Below are 22,911 nucleotides of genomic sequence, written 5' to 3' on the forward strand. Positions count from 1 at the left end.
TATGACAACGCTGTCAAAATATTAGTGCGGAATCCCTCCTTTGCCCGGTCCGAGCGTTCCAATGGCCCGGAAGAATGGCTAAAGGGCGTCGCCTTACCAGGAGATGGGCTAGGCATCGACCGCGCCTGCTCCCAAGCGCAGGGGATTAAACATGCAGAAAATTTCATATCGCCATTTGATGGCTGGCGCTGCATTCAGCGCACTGTTCATCGCCGTTCCCGCATTCGCGCAGACCGCTGACACCAGCGCGCCCGCTGCGGATGAGATTGAGGAAATCGTCGTCGTCGGCACCGCTGGCGCAGGCACCCGCCGCCAGGATGCATCCTTCGCCGTAACCACGCTGAGCAGCGATGCGATCACGCGCGCCGCCCCCAACAGCACCGCAGACCTTCTGCGCACCGTGCCGGGCGTGATGGCGGAAAGCTCCGGCGGCCAGAATGGCGCGAACATCTTCGTGCGCGGCTATCCGTCCGGCGGCGACGCCCAGTTCGTGACGTTCCAGATGGCGGGCACGCCGATCTTCGCGCCGCCAACGCTGTCCTTCCTTGAAAACTCGCAGCTCATCCGCCTGGATGAGACTGTCGAGCGCGTCGAGGCCGTTCGTGGCGGCACCGGTTCGCTTTTCTCGGCCGGTCAGCCGGGCCTGACCGTGAACGTCGTGCCCCGCACCGGCGGCGCCACGCTGAAGGGCTTTGCCAAGCTGTCCTACACGGATTTCGACGAGATCCGGGGCGATGCCTGGATTTCCGGTCCGCTGGATGACAGCACCGGCTTCATGGTCGGCGGCTATTATGCGCAGGGCAACGGCATTCGCGATCCGCGCTATCGCGCCGAAAAGGGCGGTCAGATCACCGCAAATATCCATCATGACTTTGATGGCCGCGGCTCGGTGGAAGTTTACGCCCGCTATCTGAACGATCGCGGCCAGTGGCTGTTGCCGATCCCGGTCGTGTCGGACAGCAATGGCAAGGTCCGCGCCTATCCCGGTTTCGATCATGGCACCGGCACGCTTAACGGCCCTGACACGCAGATCACGACCAATGTCGTCGGCCGCACGCTCAACCTTTCCGAAGGTCGCGGGGCCAAGGTGATCAACACCGGCATCGCCTTCGACTATGAACTGGTTGATGGCCTGCGCTTCCGCGAACGCACCAGCTATCTGGGCGGCAATGCCGATACGCTCGGCCTTGTCCCCGTGGAAGCGCCGACCTCCGCTGCGACCATGGCGACGCGGCTTGGCGGGGCGGGTTCGACCCTTGCATCGCTTTCCTATGTGAATGGCGGCACCGCAGTTGCTGGCGGCGCGGATGCGCAGGTGATGCGCGCGGGCATCTGGGAAGTGCGCAAGAAGATTTCGTCCTTCGTGACGGATAGCTCTCTGGAATGGACTGCCGGCAACAACAAGCTGACCGGCGGTTTCTACTACACTGGCTTCAGCTCGCGTGACGTGTGGGCGCTGGGCAATCAGGTGCTGCTGGCTGCCGAGCCGAATGCCCGGCTGCTCAACATGACGCTGACCAATGGCGCTGGCGCGCAGCAGACGGCGACGCTGAACGGCTTCTCCAGCGGCCCGGCATTCCAGGTGCGCGGCTTCTATCAGGGCAGCGACTATGCGTTCTACGCGGTCGACGAGCTGCAGATCACGCCGGAACTCCGCATTGACGGCGGCGTGCGCTGGCAGCGTCACGTCATTGACGCGACGCTCAGCACCTCGGCCAATGGCGGCACGGTCAATCTGGATGGCGACCCCAACACCCTTTACGATAACAGCGTTACGCGGTTGGGTGAAAACCGGTTCATCAACTACAAGGACTCGGCCTGGTCTTGGACGGCCGGCGCCAATTACGACTTCAGCCGTGAGATTGGCGTGTTCGCCCGCTACAGCCGTGGCAACAGCTTCCCGCAGTTCGACAATCTGCGTGAGGCTTCGGCCGTCAACATCGCCGATGGCACTGGCCTCGCCGCAGTCGCCAAGGTCGATACCTATGAAGCTGGTCTGAAGCTGTCGACGCGGTTCGCCAACCTCTATGCGACCGTGTTCCACAACAAGTTCGACGGCCTGGCGACCACGACCCTGATCAACAATGTACCGGTCAGCTCGAACGGCGGCGCGAAGGCGACTGGCGTTGAGCTGGAAGGCGTGATCCGTCCCTTCGCCGGGTTCAGCATCGCTGCGGCGGGCACCTGGCTGGACGCCAGCTATCGCGACTTCTTCACCGGCAATGGCGCGATCGACAATACCGGCAATCAGGTACAGCGGCAGCCGAAATGGGCATGGCGCGTCACCCCGGCTTATGAAGTCGAGATCGGCGGCCTGAAGCCGGCGATCTTCGCGACGCTGCAATATACCGGCGACCGCTTCTCCGATCCGGAGAACAACCAGGTCCTGCCGCACTTCTATCAACTCGATGCCGGCATCTCGGTCGACATCAATGAGCGGGTGAAGCTGGCGGTGACTGGCAACAACCTGACCGACGAGCTGGGCCTGACCGAAGGCAACCCCCGCATCATCGGCGGGCAGGGCACCGGTGCAATCCTTGCGCGTCCGATCCTCGGCCGGTCGTTCCGGTTCAGCGCGGCGGTCAGCTTCTGATCGCCCAATGGACCGCAGGGATGTCCTGAAGGGAATGGCGGGGGCGGCGGCAATGTCCGTCGCCCCGGCTGCCCTTGCCCAGGCGGCCAAGGGCAGGCAGCGCAATATCCTGCTTCTGATCTCCGACGATCAGGGGCTTGATCTGGGCTGTTATGGCGTGCCGATCCGGACGCCCCGTCTCGACCGCTTCGCGCGGGAGGGTACGCGCTTTACGCAGGCTTATGCCGCGGTTTCGTCATGCAGCCCCAGCCGGGCGGTGATCAATACCGGCCTCTACACGCATCAGAACGGCATGTACGGCCTGCAGCATGACGTGCACAATCAGTCGCTGTTGCCGGGTATCGAAACACTGCCGTCCCTGCTGCGCGCCGCAGGCTATGCGACCGCGCTTGTCGGCAAGAAACATGTAGGGCCGGATTCCGCATTTCCTTATGAGGCGGAACTGGTGCCTGAGCGATCCGGCATCCGCGATGTGCGGGAACTGGCGATCGCTACCTCCAGCTTCATCCGCTCGACGGATGACCGGCCTTTCTTCGTAACTGTCGCCTATAGCGATCCGCATCGCGCGGCGGTTGACTATGGCAATGACCGCCGCTGGCCGGATGTGGAGCCTGTCGTCTACGATCCCCGCAAGGTTCCGATCCCCTCGCATCTACCGGACCTGCCAGCGGTGCGCGCGGACCTTGCCGAATATTATGAGGCGCTCAGCCGCCTCGACAGCGGCGTGGGCATGATCCTCGATGATCTCGCCGCCACTGGCCGGGCGGATGATACACTGGTGATCTTCCTCAGCGACAATGGCCGTCCTTTTCCGGGGGCCAAGACCAATCTCTATGATCCCGGCCTGCACCTGCCGCTGATCGTGCGAGCGCCGGGCGCTGCGCCTTCGGTCAACGATGCGATGGTAAGCTGGGTCGATGTCGCGCCGACAGTGCTGGAGTGGGCGGGGGTCGCGCCGCCCAGCGCCTATAAATTGTCCGGCGGCTCCCTGCTTCCTCTGCTTGGCAAGCATGATGACCCTTCGCGCGACGCGATATTCGCCAGCCACGACTTTCATGAGATCAACCAATATTATCCCATGCGCGCCATCCGTACCCGGACGCACAGCTACATCCTCAATCTCGCCAGTCCGCTGGACTATCCGATCGCGGGAGACGTTGGCGGTTCGCCATCGTGGAAGGCGATCAGCGCCGATCCATCGATCCCGATCGGCAAGCGGACGCAGGCGGCCTATCTGAAGCGAGACGCAGAAGAATTATATGATCTGGCCCGTGACCCGGACGAACTGGTCAATGTCGCCGCCGATCCTGCCTATGCGTCTATAAAGGCCGCGCTTGCCGAACGCCTCCACGCGGTGCGGGCAGAGACAAAGGATCCATGGCTGGCCGGGCAAACCGATCCCTATGCCCATGTCGGGAAACATTGATGCCGAAAGATATCGACCGAAGGGGTATTTTACTGGCGGGCGGCGCCGGCGCTTTCGGTCTGTATAGCTGGACTGCCGCTGCTTCTTCGGCGGCTTCGGCCAAAAAGGAATTGACCCTCCCGCGCCGGCCCGGCGTAAAACCGAAAAATATCCTGGTCGTTCTGACCGACGATCACCGGTATGATGCCATGGGCTTCATGAAGGCTCAGTCCTTTGGCGAAACGCCGACGCTTGATCGGCTTGCGCGGGAGGGCGTGCATTTCAAAAATGCGTTTGTCACGACGGCGCTGTGCTCGCCAAGCCGGGCATCGATCTTCACCGGACTCTACGCGCACCAGCATCGGGTAGTAGACAATAATCATCCGATCCCGCCGGGCCTGATCTACTATCCCGAATATCTCCAGCATGCGGGATATGAGACGGCGTTTATCGGCAAGTGGCATATGGGAATGGAGACCGACAGGCCCCAGCCGGGCTTTGATCGCTGGGTCAGCTTCAAAGGGCAGGGTACTTATCTGCCCAGTGAGGACGGTCTGAACATCGATGGCCGGAAGGTGCCGCAAAAGGGATATCTGACCGATGAACTGACCGACTATGCGCTCGACTGGATCGGTAGCCGGACCGGCAAACGCCCCTGGATGATGCATCTCGCGCATAAGGCTGTGCATGCGGAGTTCATTCCGGCCGAACGGCACGCCGGACGTTATGCGAAAGAGACGTTCCGCTATCCCGAGAATATGAAACCGGGCGTTCCTGGGCGTCCGATGTGGGTCGAAAACCAGCGCAATAGCTGGCATGGCGTCGATTATCCCTATCATGGGCAACTCGACATCGGCGAATATTATAAGCGCTATATGGAGACATTGCTGTCGGTCGATGAGGGCCTGGCGCGCATCATGGAGTTGCTGGAGCGCCGCGGTGAACTCGACGATACGCTGATCCTGTATATGGGCGACAACGGTTTCATGTTCGGTGAACATGGCCTGATAGACAAGCGCGCCGCATACGAGGAATCAATGCGCGTGCCGATGCTTATGCGGTGTCCGTCTCTGTTTGGCGCGCGAACGGTGGACCAGGTGGTTGCCAATATCGATGTCGCGCCGACCATGCTCGCGGCGGCCGGACTTGATGCTCCAAAGGGCATGATGGGCGCGGACATGCTGCCGCTGGCGCGGGGAGAGCATACGCCTTGGCGCAGCGAGCTGATGTATGAATATTATTGGGAGCGGAATTTTCCCCAGACGCCGACCGTCCACGCGCTACGCGAGGACCGGTATAAATATATCCATTTCCACGGCATCTGGGATGTGGACGAACTTTACGATCTTGCCGTCGATCCGCATGAGAATGACAATTTGCTGGCCCGTCCCGGCCATGAAGATCTGGCGGAAAAGATGAGCGCGAAATTATTCCGCATGCTGGAGGATACGAACGGCATGCAGATTCCGCTCAGCGCCGACGCGGGAGAACGCAACGAACTGCGCGACCCCGCGAAGCCTGGCGCACAGGGTGCGCCATTTCCGCCACGATTTTTCCGTCCACCCTCTCGCTGAAGGCATGATTTACGCTTAAGGCGCGGTGAGGATCGCCGGTGACCGGAGCCTTCAACCCCTCGCTATGAATGCGCGCCATCCGCCCAGATGCGTGATGTCCTCCGCGCCGGTCATGGCGCGTGGTTCGGCCACGAAACCCTTGACGCTGGTGCCGTCACCCAAGGTTACCGTTCCAATGGCCAATGGAGCGGGCACTTCCGCGACGAAGCTGCCGAAGGCGGCGACATCAAGCTCGTAAACCTCGACGGCAATGGGCGCTCCATCCTGGCTGTGGATCAGTGCGGGCTTGGGCGGAACGCTGTCCGCCATCGCATAAAGGCGATAGGTGGGGGCGGTTTCAAATGCGCCCACAAAGGTCGCGTCCCTTGACGTAAGCTGCCAGTGCAGCGGCATATCCTTAAGGTGCGCGCCGACGACGGCCAGTTTCACGCTTTGCATTTTTCCCTCCATGTCGAGTGGTGGCAGGTGCGGCAGATCAGCCGCCGCGAAATAGCTCTCGGCCACGGCAAGAAGGCCATGGTCGCTGTCGGCAGGACCAATCAGCGTGATTCCGAAACCTGTCCCGTTGGACCGCACGCCGGCGGGTACGGCGACCGCCGCCATGTCGAGCAGATTCACGAAATTGGTATAGGCGCCCAGATTGCTGTTCAGCGCGATCGGCGCCGCCTGCAATTCAATGACGCGGTATGTCGTGCCCGTCGTCGGGAATGCGAGTAGGTCGATTCCGTCCCAGAGTTCATCCGCATGGCGTTTCAATTCAGCAAGGCGGTAGATGCCGTTGAACAGGTCAACCGCGCTGATGGACGCGCCCGGTTCCACCACCTCGCGGACCGTTTCGTCTATTGCGCCCGGATTATTGGTCAGCAGATCGGCGATGGCGGCTGCGCGTTCCGCAACCCAAGGGCCACTGTAGAGGAGCCGCGCCGCCTCCTGCAGGGGCGCCATGTCAATCTCGACGATCTCCGCCGTCGCGGCCAGAGTGTCGAGTGCGCGATCGTAAAGATATTCGGACTCGCCATCCCCGAACCACAGGCGCTGGTCGTAGCGAGGGACGCCGATGCGCTTGGGCTGGAGCGGGCGATCGGCCAGCGGTTTGGAATAGGGATCGGCCGGATCGAAGCCCGCAATAACCTCATCGATGAGCCGCGCGTCCGAAATCCGGTCTGTGAATACAGTGATGCAATCGAGCGTGCGGCAGGCGGGAACCAGGCCGCGCGTGCTCCACCGGCCCTTGCTGGGTTTGAAGCCGATCAGATGATTGAAGGCGGCGGGCACCCGGCCGGAACCCGCCGTATCGGTGCCCAGCGCAAAGCCGACAAGCCCGGCGGCGACGGAGACAGCGGAACCGGAACTGGAGCCGCCGCTGACATAGGCGAGATTATAGGCATTGCGGGGAACGCCATAAGGGCTGCGCGTGCCGACCAATCCCGTTGCGAACTGGTCAAGATTGGTTTTGCCGACGCAGATCGCGCCAGCCGCTTCCAGCCGGTCGATGACGGATGCGGATGCATCGGGGCGATAGGCGAAAGCGGGGCAGGCGGCTGTTGTCTCTAAACCGGCGACGTCGATATTGTCCTTCGCCGCATAGGGCACGCCGGCAAGGGGCAGCCGCTCTCCGGCTGCGATCCGCGCATCTATTGCGCGGGCCGCAGCGCGCAGGGCGTCTGGCGCGGTGCGGTTGATCCAGATCTGCGGCTGGATGGCGTCATAGGCGGCGATCCGGGCCAGCGTTTCTTCCGCCACGGCAAGGGCGGTTGTTTGCCCGCTGTTGACGGCGGCGGCGATGGAGGCGACGCCACAGCGGTCAAGGCCCGTCATGAATGCCGCCTCAGGGCCAATAACGGCGTTCCCGGCTGCAGGGACTGCCGTTCCTGCATATATAGCGCGGCGATTGTGCCACTGCCGGGACTTTCCAGTGGGCATTCCATCTTCATCGCCTCAATCACTGCGATGACATCGCCGGTCTTGACCGTGTCGCCGGGCGCGACGAGCAGTTTCCAGACGCTGCCGCCAAACGGCGCCTCGATCAGGTCTGCGCCTTCGGGCACGTCTATGGCGGTCGCTGCAGCCCCGGTCTCGGCGCTATCCGTCAGATCAGTAACGCGATCAAATTCGCCCGACCGCTGCCATTCGGCGCGTTCTTCGTCGAAAGCGGCCTGGCGCTGCGCCTCAAAACTGGCGATCGATTCTGCATTATCCGCAAGAAGCTTGCGATAGTCGGCCAGCCGGAACTCTGATTCCTCAACCTGGATGGAACGGCGGCCATTGGGAAAGTCGCGACGCCATTCGACCAGTTCCTCTGCGCTCACCTTGAAGAAGCGTATCTGGTCGAAGAAGCGCAGCAGCCATGGTTTGCCATCGACGAAGGCATCTGTCTGCCGGTGCGTGTTCCAGACCTGAATAGTGCGGCCGAATAGCTGATAGCCGCCTGGACCCTCCATGCCGTAGATACACATATATGCGCCGCCAATGCCCACGACATTGGGCGGGGTCCATGTGCGGGCGGGATTATATTTGGTGGTGACCAGCCGGTGCCGGGGATCGACCGGCGTCGCCACCGGAGCGCCGAGATAGACGTCGCCCAATCCCAGGACGAGATAGCTGGCGTCGAAAATCAGATTCTCGACAGCATCGGCGTCGGGCAGGCCGTTGATGCGGCGGATGAACTCGATATTGTCCGGGCACCAGGGCGCATCGTCCCGCACCGCGCCCATATATTTTTCGATCGTTTCAATCGTCGCCGGGTCGCGCCAACTGAGCGGCAGGTGGACGATGCGGGAGGGGGCCGAGAAATCCTCAAGGTCGCCTAGCCGTTCCTCCGCCTCTACCAAGGCCGTAAGCGCGCCACGTTGGTCCAGCACATCGCCGTCGAAGTGTAGCTGGAGCGACCGTATGCCGGGCACGATATCGATGACGCCCGGCAAGGCGAGCCGTTCAAGCTCCGTCATCAATGCCTGAACGCGAATACGAAGCTCTATGTCGAGGACGATTGGGCCATATTCGACCAAGATATTGCGGTCGCCCTGCTGTCTGTAGACCGTGCGCGGGCGCGATCCCTGCGCAGGGATGTCGGCCAGGATGGGCGACAGGGCGGCGATTTCGCGCGCCGGAGTCAGGTCTGCGGCAACAAAATCCGGCGCAGCGTTGCTCGCCGCCGCGGCATCCTCTGCAGTCACTGGAACGAAGCGCAGACGGTCGCCGGGGGCGAGCTGCCCGATCTTCCAGCGATCCGCGGCGATCACCACGAATGGGCATACGAACCCGCCCAGCGAGGGTCCATCAGGACCGAGAATGATCGGCATGTCGCCAGTGAAGTCGACCGCACCGATGGCATAGGGGTTGTCATGAATATTGGAGGGATGCAGACCGGCTTCGCCGCCATCCGTCCGCGCCCATTGCGGCTTTGGCCCGACGAGACGAACGCCGGTGCGGTTGCTGTTGTAGTGCACCTGCCAGTCCGCGGCGAGGATGACGTCTATGTCGTCCCCAGTGAAGAAATCCGGCGCGCCGTGGGGGCCATAAAGAACGCGAAGCGTCCATGCCTCTCCGAAGTCCGGCAGGGGCACGGGAGAAAGCGGCGCAACCACTTCCGCCCCGCCAAGGTGCAATGTATCGCCCGCAAGCAGCCGCCGCGCCGCATGTCCGCCAAATTGGCCGAGTTCGAAGGTGCTCTGGCTATGGAGATAGGGCGCGATGTCGAGACCACCGGCAAACAGGATATAGCCGCGAATGCCGCCGCCGGTGACGCGGCCGAGCGTGAGCGTCTGCCCAGCCTCCACATCAATGGCGACGCCGCGTTCGACCGGCGTCTCGTCCAGCCTTGCGCCGAAATCGGCACCGGTGAGGCACAGGCGCGCAGGGGCGTTAAAGAACAGCGTCGGCCCGCTGACCGTGACCTCCAAGCCTGCCGTGCCTTCCGCATTGCCGAGCAGCCGGTTCCCGATGCGGAAAGATTGATCGTCCATCGGGCCGGATGGCGGAACGCCAATGGCCCACAGCCCCTGCCTGCCCGGCCAGTCCTGGACCGTGGTCGCTGTGCCGCCGCTTACCACGCGAATGCTGCGCGGATGGTAGGCGATTGTATCGAGCAGGCGGGTCGAGACCTCTCCGCTGATGAACGGCACTGTTCGCACCACATCGCGCAGCCAGCGCAGGTTCGTCTCTATGCCGTCTATCCGGCTTTCGTCCAATGCGGACTGCATTGCCGATATTGCGGATTCGCGCGTGGGCGCGTGCACGATCAGCTTTGCGAGCATTGGATCATACCAGGCGCTGATGGCGCTACCGGCCATGATCCAGGTCTCTGCGCGAATGTCCGCTGGAAAGCTGACGGCGGTCAGCGTGCCCGTGGTTGGCCGGTAATCAAGGGCGGGATCTTCGGCATAGAGCCGCACCTGTACGGCATGGCCGCGCGGGACGGGTGGTTTGGCGTCCAGAAACGCGAAATCCTTTGCCGCGCCCCGGATCATCCATTCGACCAGATCGATACCCATCACCTCCTCGGTGACGCCATGTTCGACCTGAAGCCGGGTGTTCATTTCCAGGAAAAAGAATTGCTGCCGCTCGGCATCGTAAAGAAATTCCACTGTGCCGGCGGAGCGGTATTTGGCGGCTTCGCCAAGCCGGACGGCGGCCGCGATAAGTTCGGCGCGGATTACGTCAGGCAGCAGCGGCGCGGGGGCTTCCTCGACGACCTTCTGGTTGCGTCGTTGCAGCGAACAGTCGCGTTCACCCAGAGGCATGACCCTTCCGGCTCCGTCGCCGAATATTTGCACCTCTATGTGGCGGGCGCGGCGGATATAGCATTCAAGGAATACACCGGCGTCGCCAAAATTGCCCTCGCCAAGGCGCGCGACGCCCGCAAAGCCCTGCCGCACCGCAGCTTCATCCTTGCAGATGCGCATGCCGATGCCGCCGCCGCCAGCCGTAGCCTTCAGGATGACGGGGTAGCCAATCTTCGCCGCTGCCTCCGCGGCTTCCTCCTCGCCGGTCAACAGGCCAGTGCCTGGCGCGAGCGGCACGCCATGTTCAGCGGCCAGTGCGCGGGCGCTGTGCTTCAAACCGAATGTGCGGATATTTTCCGGTGTGGGGCCGATAAAGACAATATCGGCGGCGGCGCACGCTTCTGCGAAGTCGGCATTCTCGGCCAGGAATCCATAGCCCGGATGGATCGCCCCCGCGCCAGTTTCTTGCGCGGCCTTCAGGATCGCGGCGGTGTCGAGATAACTTTCCGGCGCGGGCGCTGGCCCGATGCAAACCGCCACATCCGCCTGCGAAACATGGAGCGATGCCGCATCCGCCTCCGAATAGACGGCGACAGAACGCAGGCCCATCTGGCGCAACGTGCGGATGATCCGGGTGGCGATTGCCCCCCGGTTCGCAACCAGGACTGTGTCGAAGCTCATGCGGTGACGATCATCCGTACGGGCGTGGGGTTGAAGGCATTGCAGGGATTGTTGATCTGAGGACAGTTGGACACCACGACGATGACATCCATTTCAGCGCGCAGGTCGACCGTTAGGCCAGGCGCGGAAATGCCATCGACGATGCCGAGCGCGCCGTCCGCCTCGACGGGCACATTCATGAAGAAGTTGATATTGGAAACGATGTCCCGCTTGCCTCGGCCTTCGGTCAGGTTGGCCTCAAGGAAATTCTCGACGCAGGCATGCTGAGACTTGGTGTGGTGACCATAACGCAGCGTGTTGGACTCGCAGGAGCATGCCCCGCCGATTGTGTCATGATATTCTACTGAGGTTGCGGCGATCGTCATCATCGCGCGGCCTTCGTTCGACCGTAGTACGGTGCCAGCGCGCAGGAACAGATTGCCCTGCGCAGCGACAGTATCCTGTGCGCTATAACGCTCGGCGTCGTCGGCTGCGGAGTAGAGGAGGAAATCAACGGCCTGATTGCCCTCCAGATCGACAATGCGCAGCGTCTGGCCTGCCGCGACATGATGCAGCCATGGCGCGCGGGCAGGCACAATCTCATCATGGACGACAGTGCCGGATAGGCCTGAGATATGCGGGTCGCCGGACATAGTTGAAGGGGTCATTTCGGCCTGTTCCATTCTAGCGACGGAAATAGTCTTCGACGTTGAGGAAGGCGCGCAGGCCCTCCGGCGTTGCAGCGCGAATAGGGTCGTCGGAGGGCGTGATTGCGCCCCGCCAGGCCGATGCGCGGAGAGGCGTGACGGTCCATTCGTCACGCGGGTCCAGAACGTGCGGGCAATTGGCGATCACGACGATCACGTCCATTTCCGCGCGCAGGATCATTGTGCGTCCGGCCTCGTAGGGGCCAATAAGCGGCGTGATGGTCCCGTCAGCCTCGATCCGCGCGCCCTTGAACAAATTCACGCATGGATGGACATCGCGCCGCTGCAGCCCATGCTTCGCGGAACCGAGCAACAGGCGATCACGGGCGTTGGGAAAGGCGCCGCTGTTCCGGCCCTCGCCATATTTGGCGTGGTTCGTCGCGGCGTTGGATGCGCCGCAAAAGGCGTCATGCGTACCGGCGCCATCTTCCAATATGCTCATGAGCACACGCCCCATGTCGGACAGGAGCAACTTGCCCGTGCCGAGATAGGCGTTCCATTGTATCTTTACCGTGTCCGCGACGTTGAGCCGCTCGCTCGGCATCTCTGCATTGTAGATCAGTATCGATGCGCAGGCGTCGCCCTGCACATCTATCAAGCGAAGGCGGGAGCCGCGCGCAAGCCTGCGGCTCGCATAGCCGCCTGCCGCTATCTTCTCTTCCCACAGCAGGTCATCGGCCGACACCACGGCGGCGAGATCGTTGGCGACAGGCGGCACGATCGGCATCGCCTCGACAACCGTTCCCGCCATGGCGCGCGCATGGTCGCGCGCGGCCATGGGATCGGCGAGCACCGCCGTCATGCCGCGACGCCCTTGCTGGTCTGGGTTTTGCTGGAGATGCTGGAATCCTTATTCTCGATACCATCCTGCTTGTGGAGCGGCGGCAGCAGCGCGGTCGTGGTGACAAGCTGAAGCTGATGCACGCCGCGAATGCCGCGCAGCGCGTCGCACAGTTCCTTCAATCGCATGGCCGGACCCTGAACCAGCAAAACTTCGAGCGACTGGTCGTCCTCCAGGAAAACATGCTGGGAAGAAATGACTTCCTTCAGATATTCGGCCTGGGTCTGGGCCAATTGATGCCGGACCCGGCCTCGGTCCCCCCGGTAAACGATGGTGACAGTGCCTGCGAGCGTGTCTTCGGGACGGGTCAGCGCCTCATGTTCCGCCAGCGCGTGGCGGATAAGCTCAGCGATCAGTTGCGACCGGGAGGGCAGACCGCGCTCCTCGACCATGACGTCGAGTTGCCGGAACAACTCTGCTGGAAGACTCATGCTGAGGCGAGCGAGGCTGGTCGGTTCGGTAGTCATGCTGCAGCCTTCTCAATTATTACTAACATCGTCAAGTTTAATACTTTCGTCGTCATTGCTGATCGGTGGAGCCTGTTTTGCAAGCGGCAGATCATAGACCGCCGTGGCGCCGAACCGATGCGGCGCATGCGGATCGCGGCGGCGCTTGTCGAGAGTGAGGACGCGGGTTCCCAGGGAGAACGCCTCCCGAATGTCATGCGTGACCATGATGATCGTCAGCGAATAATCGCGCCATAAACGGGTAATGAGGGCGTGCATGTCCGCCCGTATTCCCGGATCGAGCGCACCGAACGGCTCATCGAGCAAAAGGATGCGCGGCCGCTTGATGAGAGCCTGCGCAATCGCGAGTCGCTGCTGCATGCCGCCCGACATCTGCGCGGGATAAAGATGCAGGCTGTCGCCCAGTCCCACAGCCGTCAGCATCTCCTCCGCTTCGGCTATTGCGGCGCGGCGGCGCGCGCCGAAAAGCCGGGCGGTAAAGGGCGCCTGCGCGCATTCCAGCCCGAAAACCGTGTTGCGGAGCACGGACAAATGCGGAAACACTGAATAGCGCTGGAACACCACGCCGCGATCCGGCCCGCATTCGGGTTTAAGGGGGATGCCATCGAGCAGGATTGACCCGCGCGTAGGCACTTCCTGCCCAAGTATGACGCGCAGCAGGCTGCTCTTTCCAGCGCCCGACGGTCCGATGATCGAGACAAAGGAGCCTGCCGCGATGTCAAGGTTCACGCGCTCAAGAACGACTTTGTCGCCATATTCGACCCAGACGCCGCGGAGACTGAGGAGCGCGCTCAATGCTCCTCTCCATGCGCCCATGAGAACAGGCGGCGGCTGGCCCATGTCAGGAGCATATCCATCGCGATCGCCAGCAACGCGATCCAGGCGACATAGGGCAGGATGATGTCCATGGAGAGATAGCGGCGGACAAGAAAGATGCGATAGCCAAGACCTATGTCGGACGCGATCGCTTCGGCCGAGATCAGAAAGACCCAGGCCGGGCCAAGCGAAAGACGCACAGCCTGAATAAGGCGCGGCATCGCCTGTGGCAGCGCAACGCGCAGCATCAGTTGCCAGCTACTGGCTCCCAGCGTCTGCGCCTTGACGATCTGTTCCCTTGGCAAAGCGGCGATATGGGCCGCGACGTCCCGGATCATGAACGGCGCTATGCCGATGACGATCAACGCCACTTTCGCCGTTTCGCCAAGGCCGAAGGCGATGAACAATATCGGCAGCAGCGCGATGGGCGGTATGACGGCGATCCCCGTTACCAACGGGCCGAATGTGGCGCGTACAGGCGGCAAAACGCCCAGAAGCAGACCCACCAGCAATGCCGACAGGGTGGATATGCCAAGCCCCATACCGAGCCGTTGCAGACTGGCGAATGTATCCGCCCAGAAGATGAGTTGCCCGGAGAGTTGGTCGGGCTGGAACAGCAGCGCCGACATTCCTTCGGCCATGCCACCGGGCAAAGGCAGAATCTTGTCGTTCGGATTGGCCGCATGCCGGCCGGCGGCAATTACCAGGTACAGCAGCACCAGCAACAGTATCGGGATCGCGCCGAGGAGGATGCGATTACCCCGCCTGATGCGTCGGTTCACCCACCGCATGGCGAAATATCCACGATATTGGCCGCCGGATCAGAGCTTACCATCAGCGGCCATCTGCATATAGCTCGCGTCGAAGCGCAGGGTGATGTGGCTGGCGTCCCCCAGCGTCTTGTTGCCTGGAAAAGCCATGCCGACCGCATCAGCGGATTTTGCGCCCTGACCGAACAGCCCTTTGGAATAGCTGAAATCCCGTACGCGGGTCATGGTGGTGATGAGGGCGGGCGCTGACGTGGCCGCGACGGCCGCCTTCGGATCGGCATAGAGATAGGTGGTGGACAGTTGATTGTCGAACAGCTCCGGCTTGGTGCCTGCAAGCTTCGCCATGGCGGCCCGCGCCGCTTTTCCTTCCGCATCCTGCCGCTGCATCAGCGCGGTCGTTTCATACCAGATGCCAGCCAACGCCTTGCCGAGATTGGGGTTGGTTTTCAGCGTAGCTGTATCGACGACCAGCAGATCGAGGATCTCGCCGGGAATATCTGCAGAACTGAATACCTGTTTCGCGCCCGGCGCCGCCCTCATCACAGAAAGCTGGGGGTTCCAGGCGACGGCGGCGGTCACCTCCGGGGCGGCGAAGGCCGCGACAATGTCCGCGTCCGACGTGTTCACCGTTTTAACGTCGGTCAACGCCATGCCGATGGACCCAAGGCCACGCGCAAGCAGATAGTGCGATACCGACAATTCCGCGAGATAAACCTGTCGGCCCTTGATTGCAGCCAGCTTGTCCGCGCCTTTCAGCATGATCCCGTCATTGCCGTTTGAATAGTCGCCGACGATGATGGCGCTGGTGTCCTTGCCGCCCGCTGCGGGGATTGTGAGCGCGTCCATGTTCGCAACCGTGACGCCATCCAGCTTCCCGGCGGTATATTGGTTCACCGACTCCACATAGTCGTTCACCTGGACGATGTTGATCTTGAGGCCGTATTTGTCGGCCCATTTCTTCACGATGCCGGCCTGCTGGGCGTATGGCCAGGGCATCCAGCCTGCATAAATCGACCAACCGATGCTGAACTCGGTTCGCGGCTCCTGTGGCGCGTTCGATGAGGGTGAGCAGGACGCCGCCATGAGTGCGCACGCCATGAGTGCGATTTTTCCCGCGCCGCGAATCCGGTTGAGCATGATTCGTCCCCTTTCGCACTGCAGCATTGCCGCAAATCGAACCTTTGTCCATGCATCATTATTACTATTGCGGCATTTGGTAATATCAATACTATGGCCGCAGCGTTGATCGGACGGGCTTCGATCCACAAGACGCGTCGACGGGGAGAGCATGCATCGGAAGGCGCTGTGGCGAAAGCTGCTCGACGGTTCATATCCGGGGGATTTCGATGGCGCAGAGTTCCACAAAAAAACCATCTTCAACCGGCGCTTCGCAGTCAGCGGCAGCGCGCACCTACCCCAACGGCAATCCCGACCTGGACTATAATCCCGTTGGCGTCCGCAATACGGACAGCGCTGTGCCGCTGCATCGCAAGAAGGCTGTTGTCCATGATTATGCATGCGACGCCGCCGCGCCCGGCAATCTGGCGTTCCGTTGGATATTCGGCTCCAACGTCGCCGCTACGAACCGCGATCCGCGCGTTCAGGTCGTGCAGTATAATGAGGACAGCTTCATCCTGCGGCAGAATGTCTGCGCGCATTGGGAGGCGCCCTTCACCTATCTACTGTTCGGCAACAAGGGCGCCCTGCTGATCGACAGCGGCGCCACTGCGGACGCGCAGCATTATCCGTTGCGCGAGACGGTGGACGCCATCATTACGCGATGGGGGCAGGCGCGCGGGCGGAGCAAGGTGCCGCTCACTGTTGCGCTGACATCTGGCGAGGATATCGCGCAAAATCAGGGCCTGGTGCAATTTGCGGGGCGGCCGGATACGACGATCGTGCCCAAGCCGCTGGAAGTGATGAAGCGCTTCTACGGCCTGGGAAGCAGTTGGCCTGCGGGTACCGGCAAGATCGATCTGGGCGATCGCGTGATAGAGGTGATCCCAACGCCGGGCACGCATAAGGATGGCGTCAGCTTCTACGATCCCTATTGCGATTTCCTGTTTACCGGCGACCTTCTGTTTCCCGGCAAGATCAACATCAGCAATGACGGCGATTTCGTGGCCTCTCTGGAGCGGCTCAAGGGCTTTGCTACGCGCCAGCCGGTCAAATGGATCATGGGCGGCCATATCGAGATGATGTTCGTGCCGGGCAAATATTACCGGCGCTTCGTCAATTACAAACCCTATGAACGCGTGCTGGAGATGGAGCCCGCGCTGATTGATGAGGCGCTGCAATATGCCCGTGAAGTGCAGGGCAAGGACATGATGCTCATCCGTCCCGATTTCGCGCTTTTCAACGGCGTCAGTCCGGATCAGCGCACACGGGTCTGGCCAGAGGGCGTACCCAATATCACGCCGCCATTCCATTTCTGAAGATCGGGAGAGCTTATATGGATCGCCGCACTTTCCTGACCTACAACGCCGTTGCCGCCGCTGTGCCGCTGTCTGGCGCAATGATGACCGGCATCGCCCAGGCGGCGTCGGCCGCCGCCCGCCCGGCTCCCATTGATTTCAAGAGCGACCTTCCCGCAAAGGGCGGCTTCCCGGAAAGATGGATTTGCGGGTCGTCGTCCTGCATGGACAACACCGATCCTCCGGTCCAGGTCCACTGGTACAATCCGCACACCGCGATCCTGCGGCAGAACAAGGCGTATAGTTACGAGGCGCCCTTCGCCCCGCTCTACTTCGGCAACGACCGTGTGTTGCTGCTGGACGAGGGGTTCACGCAATTGCGCAATGAGTGGGACCTTCGCGGCGTAGTGGACCAGTGCATCAACGAATGGTGCGCCCGCAATGGCCGTGATCCCGCCAGACTGGAGTTGCTGGTCGCCTACAGTCATTTGCATGGCGATCACTATATGGCGGTCAACCAGTTCGCTGATCGTCCCAACACGCGCTATATGGGCCAGACGCATGAGGAGATGGTCGGCTTCTGGGGCATGACCAATTTCCCGGAGGAGCGGGTGACGCTCGACCTTGGCGGGCGCGACATATTGATCTGGGGATCGCCCGGACATGTGGTGTCGGAGTTCGCCTATTATGACAGCTACACCCAGATTCTCTACACCGGCGACATGTTCTACCGCGGACGCTGCTACATCAGTTTCTGGCAGCCTTGGTTCGACAGCATGAAGCGGCTGATCGACTTTTGCGATACGCATCCGGTGACCCATGTCATGGGCTGCCATGTGGAGATCAGCAAGGACGGCCAGGATTACGCCTATGGCATGACCTGGCAGCCTGACGAGGCGCCTGTGGAGATGACCGTGCAGCAATTGCGTGAAGCCTTCGCCCATGCCCAGAAGATCACTGAACCCGGCATCTATTTCACCGGCACGGTTTTCCTCTGCAACCAGACGCGGGGCACGACCACGATCGACAGGAATCCATATCGTTACGGGTGAGGCGCCACATTGTCAGAGGGAAATGAGAGCATGAAAAAGCCCATTGGTTTGACGCTGTCATTGGTTGCGCTGTGCGCTGCGGCCCCACCGGATCCAAAAGCGCTGAGTGAGCAGGAATTCACCGTGCCTGGCTTCGCCGATTTTCTGGCGGTGGATGGCGACTCCGTGTGGACAACAAATGACGGCCGCGTCGAAAAATGGTCGACCAAGGGTAAGCAGGCCTCGGTTGACATGCCAAAGCCCTGCGGCGCGATGGCGATGGCTTTCGGTTCGCTTTGGGTGGCGAATTGCAAAGGCGGCGAGGTTTACCGGATCGATGCCAAGACGGCGCGCATACTCGCAACTATCCCGGTTGGCTTAGGCCCCAGTGGCGAATTGAACGTCGTTGCGGGCGCAGGTTCGATATGGGCGCCCAGCGAGACGACCGGCAAGATATCCCGGATAGATCCGGCCACTGACAAGGTGGTCGCTTCCATCGAAGTAGCGCCGGGCACGTCTTATCTGACCTTCGGATTTGATGCGCTGTGGGCGGCAAGCGGCAAGGCGCAATCGCTTCAGCGGGTGGATCCTAAAGTCAATGCAGTGACCCACACGATCGCGCTGGGCAAGCAACCGGGCTTTCTTGTTGCGGGCGAGGGCGCCGTCTGGGTGCAGGAACAGGGTGACGGTACGTTGGCGCGCATCGATCCGGCCGCCGCCGCCGTGTCCGGTCGCGTCAAGGTCGGCAAGACGCTGATCTATGGCGATATCGACGCGGGGGGCGGAGTGGTTTGGCTTCGCACTACCGAAGACCAGACCTTCGTGGCGATCGATCCGAAATCGATGGAGATACTCGTACGCGCGGGTAAGCCGGCGGGCAGCGGGGCCTTGCGCTATACGCCCTCTGGCATCTGGACCAGCGCGCATGACGTTCATACCCTGTCCTGGTGGAGCGCTGCGCCGAAGGAGAAGCCATAGCCGCGCCTCTTCATCCAGGAACGCGGTTTACGAATCAGCGGGATGCCAGCCGCTTTCATTCAACGATGTTAAGCGCATTTTTGGACCAAGTGACTTTCATCTACGCGGGTTGCGCGCGACCGCATTTATGAAAAGCGCCGTTTTCTGGCGTTTATCGAAAGACGCAGGCGTAGCGGGCAACCTCATAATTAATACTCTTGACGCAATAAGTAATATCAATACCGTGTGTCATATCGCCATTCAGAGCGACATCACCGAGAGAGAGAGGATCGAAATGTTGGGCCGGTCACCGGCTTGATTGGGGAGATCTTTTGTGGATCAGATTCCTGCTCATAATGCTGCTCTCTCGGGCGACCTTCGATCCGTCGCTGGCGGCGCTTACGATGCGCGGGCGGGGCAGAGTGGGATCGGGAGGACCTTGGTCAACCTCATTCCCCCGGCAATGGTTGCGGCTGTCATATTATTCTGGATGTACGGTCCTCAGGCCTGGATCAAGAATGATTGGTCAATACTTATAGCGGGCGGCCTGACCACGGCCTTCGTGCTTTCGCTTGAATGGGTGTTTGAGCGGCATGCGGGCTGGCGTTTGAACAGGCGCGAATTTGCCACAGACCTTTTCTATGTGATCTTGAGCTATACGGTCATTGCCTGGGTCACCAGCACGCTCGCCGAGGAGCCTTTGAAGGCGGCCAAGAAATCTCTTGGCATCACCACTGAATGGGCCACGCACATGCCCTTCGTGTTGCAAGTCGCGCTGGTGATCTTTCTCATCGAATTCGGCCAATATTGGATGCACAGGCTGATGCATAACTGGCATCCCTTCTGGCTGACTCATGCGCCGCATCATCACATCACGCAGTTGAATGCGATGAAGGGCGCCGTGGGTAATCCGGTGGAGTTGTTCCTGATCAGCCTAAGCGTGGTCGCGCTTTTCGACTTTCAGCAGTCTGCGCTGTTCTGCGCGTTCAACGTACTGGGCGTGGTGTCCACTTTCGCGCATGCCAATGTGCGATCCGACCCGCCGCTATTCTATTCCTTCTTCTTCACGACAATCCGCCATCACAGCCTGCATCATTCAGTGGGTTATGAGGAAACGCGCTGCAATTACGCCAATTCGCTGATCCTGATCGATCGCGTTCTGGGCACCTATCGTGAGGGTGAAGGCATTCTTGTTGGGCAAGATGATCGCAGGAGGCTCTCAATCTGGGAGCAGTTCATGTTCCCATGGTTGTCATGGATCGAAAAGATCAAGGCGAGACGGAAAAATTCAGCCGTCGCGGCAAGTTGATAAGCTGCGGATGGCGGGAATTGTGCCGGATTTACCAGTTCGACAGGTTTTGAAAGTCGGGCTGCACTACGTCAGCAAATAATCCGGAAATCGGAGCTGACGCATTCAAAAGGGGTCCTCGATCAAAGGACCAATCCAGTTCTGGCGGAGAGGCGTCAGGGCGCGGGAGAGCTTTACCAAAAAAAGGGGAAACACATGTCATATCGCGCGAAACTCAGGCTAGGGCTTTTATCCGCAACCATATTCACGAGCGCCGCGCTCGCAACGCCGGTGATGGCGCAGGAGGCTCAGGAAGCCGCTGCAACGGATGGCGATTATATTATCGTCACGGGCACGCGCCGCAGCACGACGATCATGGAAACGCCGATCAACATTTCGGCGGTCAGCGCGGAGGAACTGGCGCGGCAGCGGATTCAGGATGTGCGCGATCTGGCTGATTTCACGCCTGGCCTGACGATTTCCGACACTGGCCCTGGTACAACCGGATCAATCGTGCTGCGTGGCCTGAGTGCGTCCGATGTGGACGCCACTGGCGCGAACTACGACGATTCTCTCGGCGTGTATCTGGGTGAGGTTCCGCTTTATTACGACTTCAAGCTGCTCGACATCAACCGGGTGGAAACGCTGCTTGGGCCGCAGGGCACGCTCTATGGTCTCGGCACGCTGGCGGGCGCCATCCGCTACATCCCAAATCGTCCGGACGTCAGCAATTTCTCCGGCGAAGTCCATGGCAGCTTTTATGGCAAGAGCCACGGCAGCAAGCCCGGATATCAGGGCGATGCCGTCCTCAATATCCCGATTGTCCGGGACTATATCGCTTTCCGGTCGACCACGGGCTATTATTACGATCCCGGCTTTATCGACTATCCGCTGCTGATCCAGACGCCGGGCGTGTCGCTGCCACAACCGGACGGCCCGGACGGCGTTTCTGACGCTGGCTATGCGGCAAACCTGACGGGCCGCAAGGATCTGAATTTCGAGAAAACCTTCACGACACGCAACCAACTGTTGTTCTACATTGACGAGGATTTCTCCGCCAACATCACTTACGCATTCCAGCGGACCAAAACCGGCGGCTCCCAATCCAACAGCGTCGGCGTTCTGGGTACTGGAAAATATGAGAATGCGAGCCGCTATGCCGAGCCGGTAAATCGCCGGGCGCACCTTCTCAGCCTGGAAGTTAACGCCAACATATTTGATATCGCTGATCTGGTGGCGACGACCGCCTATACCGAAGTCAAGTCCGACGCGCAGAGAGACAATACGGATCTGCTGCTCGATCTCGACTATGATTATGAATTGTTCCCGGCCTTCACCAGTTGGAATGAATCGCACACCAAGCGTAAGCAATATAACCAGGAAATCCGCCTCGTCTCCAGGCATGGCGGGCCGTTCAGTTGGGTGCTCGGCGGCTTCTACAACGAGAACCGCTATGGCAGCGACTATGCCGAGCATATTCCGAACCATCCCTGGGCCGATCCCGTCACCAATCCCGAATATCTTGAATATGTGAGCTACATCCGGTCGAAGGTGACTGAGACGGCGTTTTTTGGCGAAGGGTCGTTCAAGATCACACCGGATTGGCAGGTTACTGCCGGTGCCCGCTACTTCAAGTACACGTCGAATATCGCTGGCGCGCAGACGCTGCCGATCCTGGGCGACCCACTCAGCCCCTATGAGCTGACCGCGCGAGGCGGGGAGGCCGGTAAAAGCGGATGGGTGTGGAAGTTCAACAGCTCGTACAATTTCTCCGAGAACCTGATGGCCTATGCAACCTACAGCAAGGGCTATCGCATCGGCGGCCCGAACAGCGTAGCGCCTTGCCCCAATCCGTTGCCCAACGATCCTGACGGCGACAATGTTAATAACACCCAGATCATCTGCGCCCTGCCCAACGAAATCCAGTTCGGCCCGGATACCACCAAAAATATCGAAGTCGGTGTTCGCACCCAGCTTTTCGACAGGAAGCTGACGTTCAACTTCAACGTATATCAGATCAAATGGCAGGGGCTTCAGGTCGACTCCGCTACCTTGAACGGAATTACTGGCATTACGGTCAATGGCGGTGGAGCTAAGTCTGAAGGTTTCGAAACCTCGTTCCAGGTAAGGCCGTTCCCCGGATTCTCGATCCAGGGCACCTATTCCTATACCGACGCCAAGCTGACCGAGGATGTACCTGGCATCATCCCGATCAACGATCCGGCTGGTTCCTATCCCAGCGCGCCCATCACACTAGCCGCACTTTCGGGTGATCGCCTGCCCGGCTCCGCTAAGAACAGCGGCAGTTTGGGCGCAACCTATACAATGCCTGTCATGGACGGCAGCCTTATCGCCAACTGGACGGCAACGTACCGCGGCAATGTCGTAACGCGACTTGGTTGGGATCGCGCCTATGGCGATAAGCTCCCCAGCTATGTGATGCATCGGGCGTCGCTGACTTATGAGCGTGATAAATACAGCGTCAGCCTGTTTGCCAACAACATCTTCGACAAATTCGCCGTTGTCTCCGTCCAGAATGACAGGTCTCGCGTCGGCCTCAATGACGGTGTCCTTCTGCGCTATTACAAGCACGCAATTGCGAACCCACGCACCTTCGGCATCGAAGCGCGCGTCAAATATTGATTGCTGTAAAGGGACAGGGGC

At 60.7% G+C, this 22,911-nt stretch carries 16 protein-coding genes; 8 read left to right on the forward strand and 8 right to left on the reverse strand.

Going from position 1 to position 22,911, the window contains the following annotated elements:
* The first annotated feature begins 151 nt into the window (after window positions 1-151).
* Genes KFK14_RS06725 through KFK14_RS06735 form a run of 3 tightly spaced genes read left to right on the forward strand, consistent with a single transcriptional unit; the run spans window position 152 to window position 5,572 of the window.
* Window positions 152-2,593: a TonB-dependent receptor gene (locus tag KFK14_RS06725; RefSeq protein WP_212610334.1), complete on the forward strand. Its 2,442-nt coding sequence runs from the start codon at window positions 152-154 to the stop codon at window positions 2,591-2,593.
* A gap of 7 nt (window positions 2,594-2,600) precedes the next feature.
* Window positions 2,601-4,019: a sulfatase family protein gene (locus KFK14_RS06730; protein WP_212610335.1), complete on the forward strand. Its 1,419-nt coding sequence runs from the start codon at window positions 2,601-2,603 to the stop codon at window positions 4,017-4,019.
* Complete coding sequence (locus tag KFK14_RS06735) at window positions 4,019-5,572, forward strand: sulfatase family protein (protein ID WP_212610336.1); 1,554 nt, start codon at window positions 4,019-4,021, stop codon at window positions 5,570-5,572. Before KFK14_RS06730 ends, KFK14_RS06735 begins: the two co-directional genes overlap by 1 nt.
* A gap of 51 nt (window positions 5,573-5,623) precedes the next feature.
* On the opposite strand, the gene atzF is transcribed toward KFK14_RS06735, so the two are convergent.
* Genes atzF through KFK14_RS06775 form a run of 8 tightly spaced genes read right to left on the reverse strand, consistent with a single transcriptional unit; the run spans window position 5,624 to window position 15,694 of the window.
* Window positions 5,624-7,390, reverse strand: coding sequence for an allophanate hydrolase (atzF, locus tag KFK14_RS06740; protein WP_212610337.1), 1,767 nt, complete (start codon window positions 7,388-7,390; stop codon window positions 5,624-5,626).
* On the reverse strand, window positions 7,387-10,977 hold the full coding sequence (gene uca / locus KFK14_RS06745; protein WP_212610338.1) for an urea carboxylase: 3,591 nt from the start codon (window positions 10,975-10,977) through the stop codon (window positions 7,387-7,389). Before uca ends, atzF begins: the two co-directional genes overlap by 4 nt.
* The gene (locus KFK14_RS06750) at window positions 10,974-11,609 is read right to left on the reverse strand and encodes an urea amidolyase associated protein UAAP2 (protein WP_171905731.1); all 636 of its coding nucleotides are present in this window, start codon (window positions 11,607-11,609) and stop codon (window positions 10,974-10,976) included. The genes uca and KFK14_RS06750 overlap by 4 nt, the downstream gene beginning before the upstream one ends.
* 31 nt (window positions 11,610-11,640) lie before the next feature.
* Window positions 11,641-12,465 (reverse strand): urea amidolyase associated protein UAAP1, encoded by an 825-nt coding sequence (locus KFK14_RS06755; protein WP_212610339.1) that lies wholly within the window; start codon window positions 12,463-12,465, stop codon window positions 11,641-11,643.
* Window positions 12,462-12,971: a CopG family ribbon-helix-helix protein gene (locus KFK14_RS06760; RefSeq protein WP_212610340.1), complete on the reverse strand. Its 510-nt coding sequence runs from the start codon at window positions 12,969-12,971 to the stop codon at window positions 12,462-12,464. Before KFK14_RS06760 ends, KFK14_RS06755 begins: the two co-directional genes overlap by 4 nt.
* Window positions 12,972-12,983: 12 nt before the next feature.
* On the reverse strand, window positions 12,984-13,766 hold the full coding sequence (locus KFK14_RS06765; RefSeq protein ID WP_212610341.1) for an ATP-binding cassette domain-containing protein: 783 nt from the start codon (window positions 13,764-13,766) through the stop codon (window positions 12,984-12,986).
* Window positions 13,763-14,578, reverse strand: coding sequence for an ABC transporter permease (locus KFK14_RS06770; protein WP_212610342.1), 816 nt, complete (start codon window positions 14,576-14,578; stop codon window positions 13,763-13,765). Before KFK14_RS06770 ends, KFK14_RS06765 begins: the two co-directional genes overlap by 4 nt.
* A 30-nt stretch (window positions 14,579-14,608) precedes the next feature.
* A complete protein-coding gene (locus KFK14_RS06775; protein WP_212610343.1) occupies window positions 14,609-15,694 on the reverse strand; it encodes a putative urea ABC transporter substrate-binding protein in 1,086 nt (361 codons plus the stop codon).
* 209 nt (window positions 15,695-15,903) lie between these two features.
* Here KFK14_RS06775 and KFK14_RS06780 point away from each other — a divergent pair, with 209 nt between their 5' ends.
* The 5 genes from KFK14_RS06780 (at window position 15,904) to KFK14_RS06800 (ending at window position 22,890) form a co-directional block, all read left to right on the forward strand.
* Window positions 15,904-16,992 (forward strand): MBL fold metallo-hydrolase, encoded by a 1,089-nt coding sequence (locus tag KFK14_RS06780; protein ID WP_212610344.1) that lies wholly within the window; start codon window positions 15,904-15,906, stop codon window positions 16,990-16,992.
* Window positions 16,993-17,009: 17 nt separating this feature from the next.
* Window positions 17,010-18,023 (forward strand): MBL fold metallo-hydrolase, encoded by a 1,014-nt coding sequence (locus KFK14_RS06785; RefSeq protein WP_212610345.1) that lies wholly within the window; start codon window positions 17,010-17,012, stop codon window positions 18,021-18,023.
* A gap of 30 nt (window positions 18,024-18,053) precedes the next feature.
* Window positions 18,054-18,980, forward strand: a complete 927-nt coding sequence (locus KFK14_RS06790) for a Vgb family protein (RefSeq protein ID WP_212610346.1) — start codon at window positions 18,054-18,056, stop codon at window positions 18,978-18,980.
* A gap of 313 nt (window positions 18,981-19,293) precedes the next feature.
* Window positions 19,294-20,268 carry a sterol desaturase family protein gene (locus tag KFK14_RS06795; protein ID WP_425516660.1) on the forward strand — a complete coding sequence of 325 codons (975 nt, stop codon included), beginning with the start codon at window positions 19,294-19,296 and terminating at the stop codon, window positions 20,266-20,268.
* Window positions 20,269-20,463: 195 nt separating this feature from the next.
* A complete protein-coding gene (locus tag KFK14_RS06800; RefSeq protein ID WP_212610347.1) occupies window positions 20,464-22,890 on the forward strand; it encodes a TonB-dependent receptor in 2,427 nt (808 codons plus the stop codon).
* The last annotated feature ends 21 nt before the right edge of the window (window positions 22,891-22,911 follow it).

The sequence above is a fragment of the Sphingobium phenoxybenzoativorans genome (assembly GCF_018286635.1).
In the GTDB taxonomy this organism is placed as follows: domain Bacteria; phylum Pseudomonadota; class Alphaproteobacteria; order Sphingomonadales; family Sphingomonadaceae; genus Sphingobium; species Sphingobium phenoxybenzoativorans.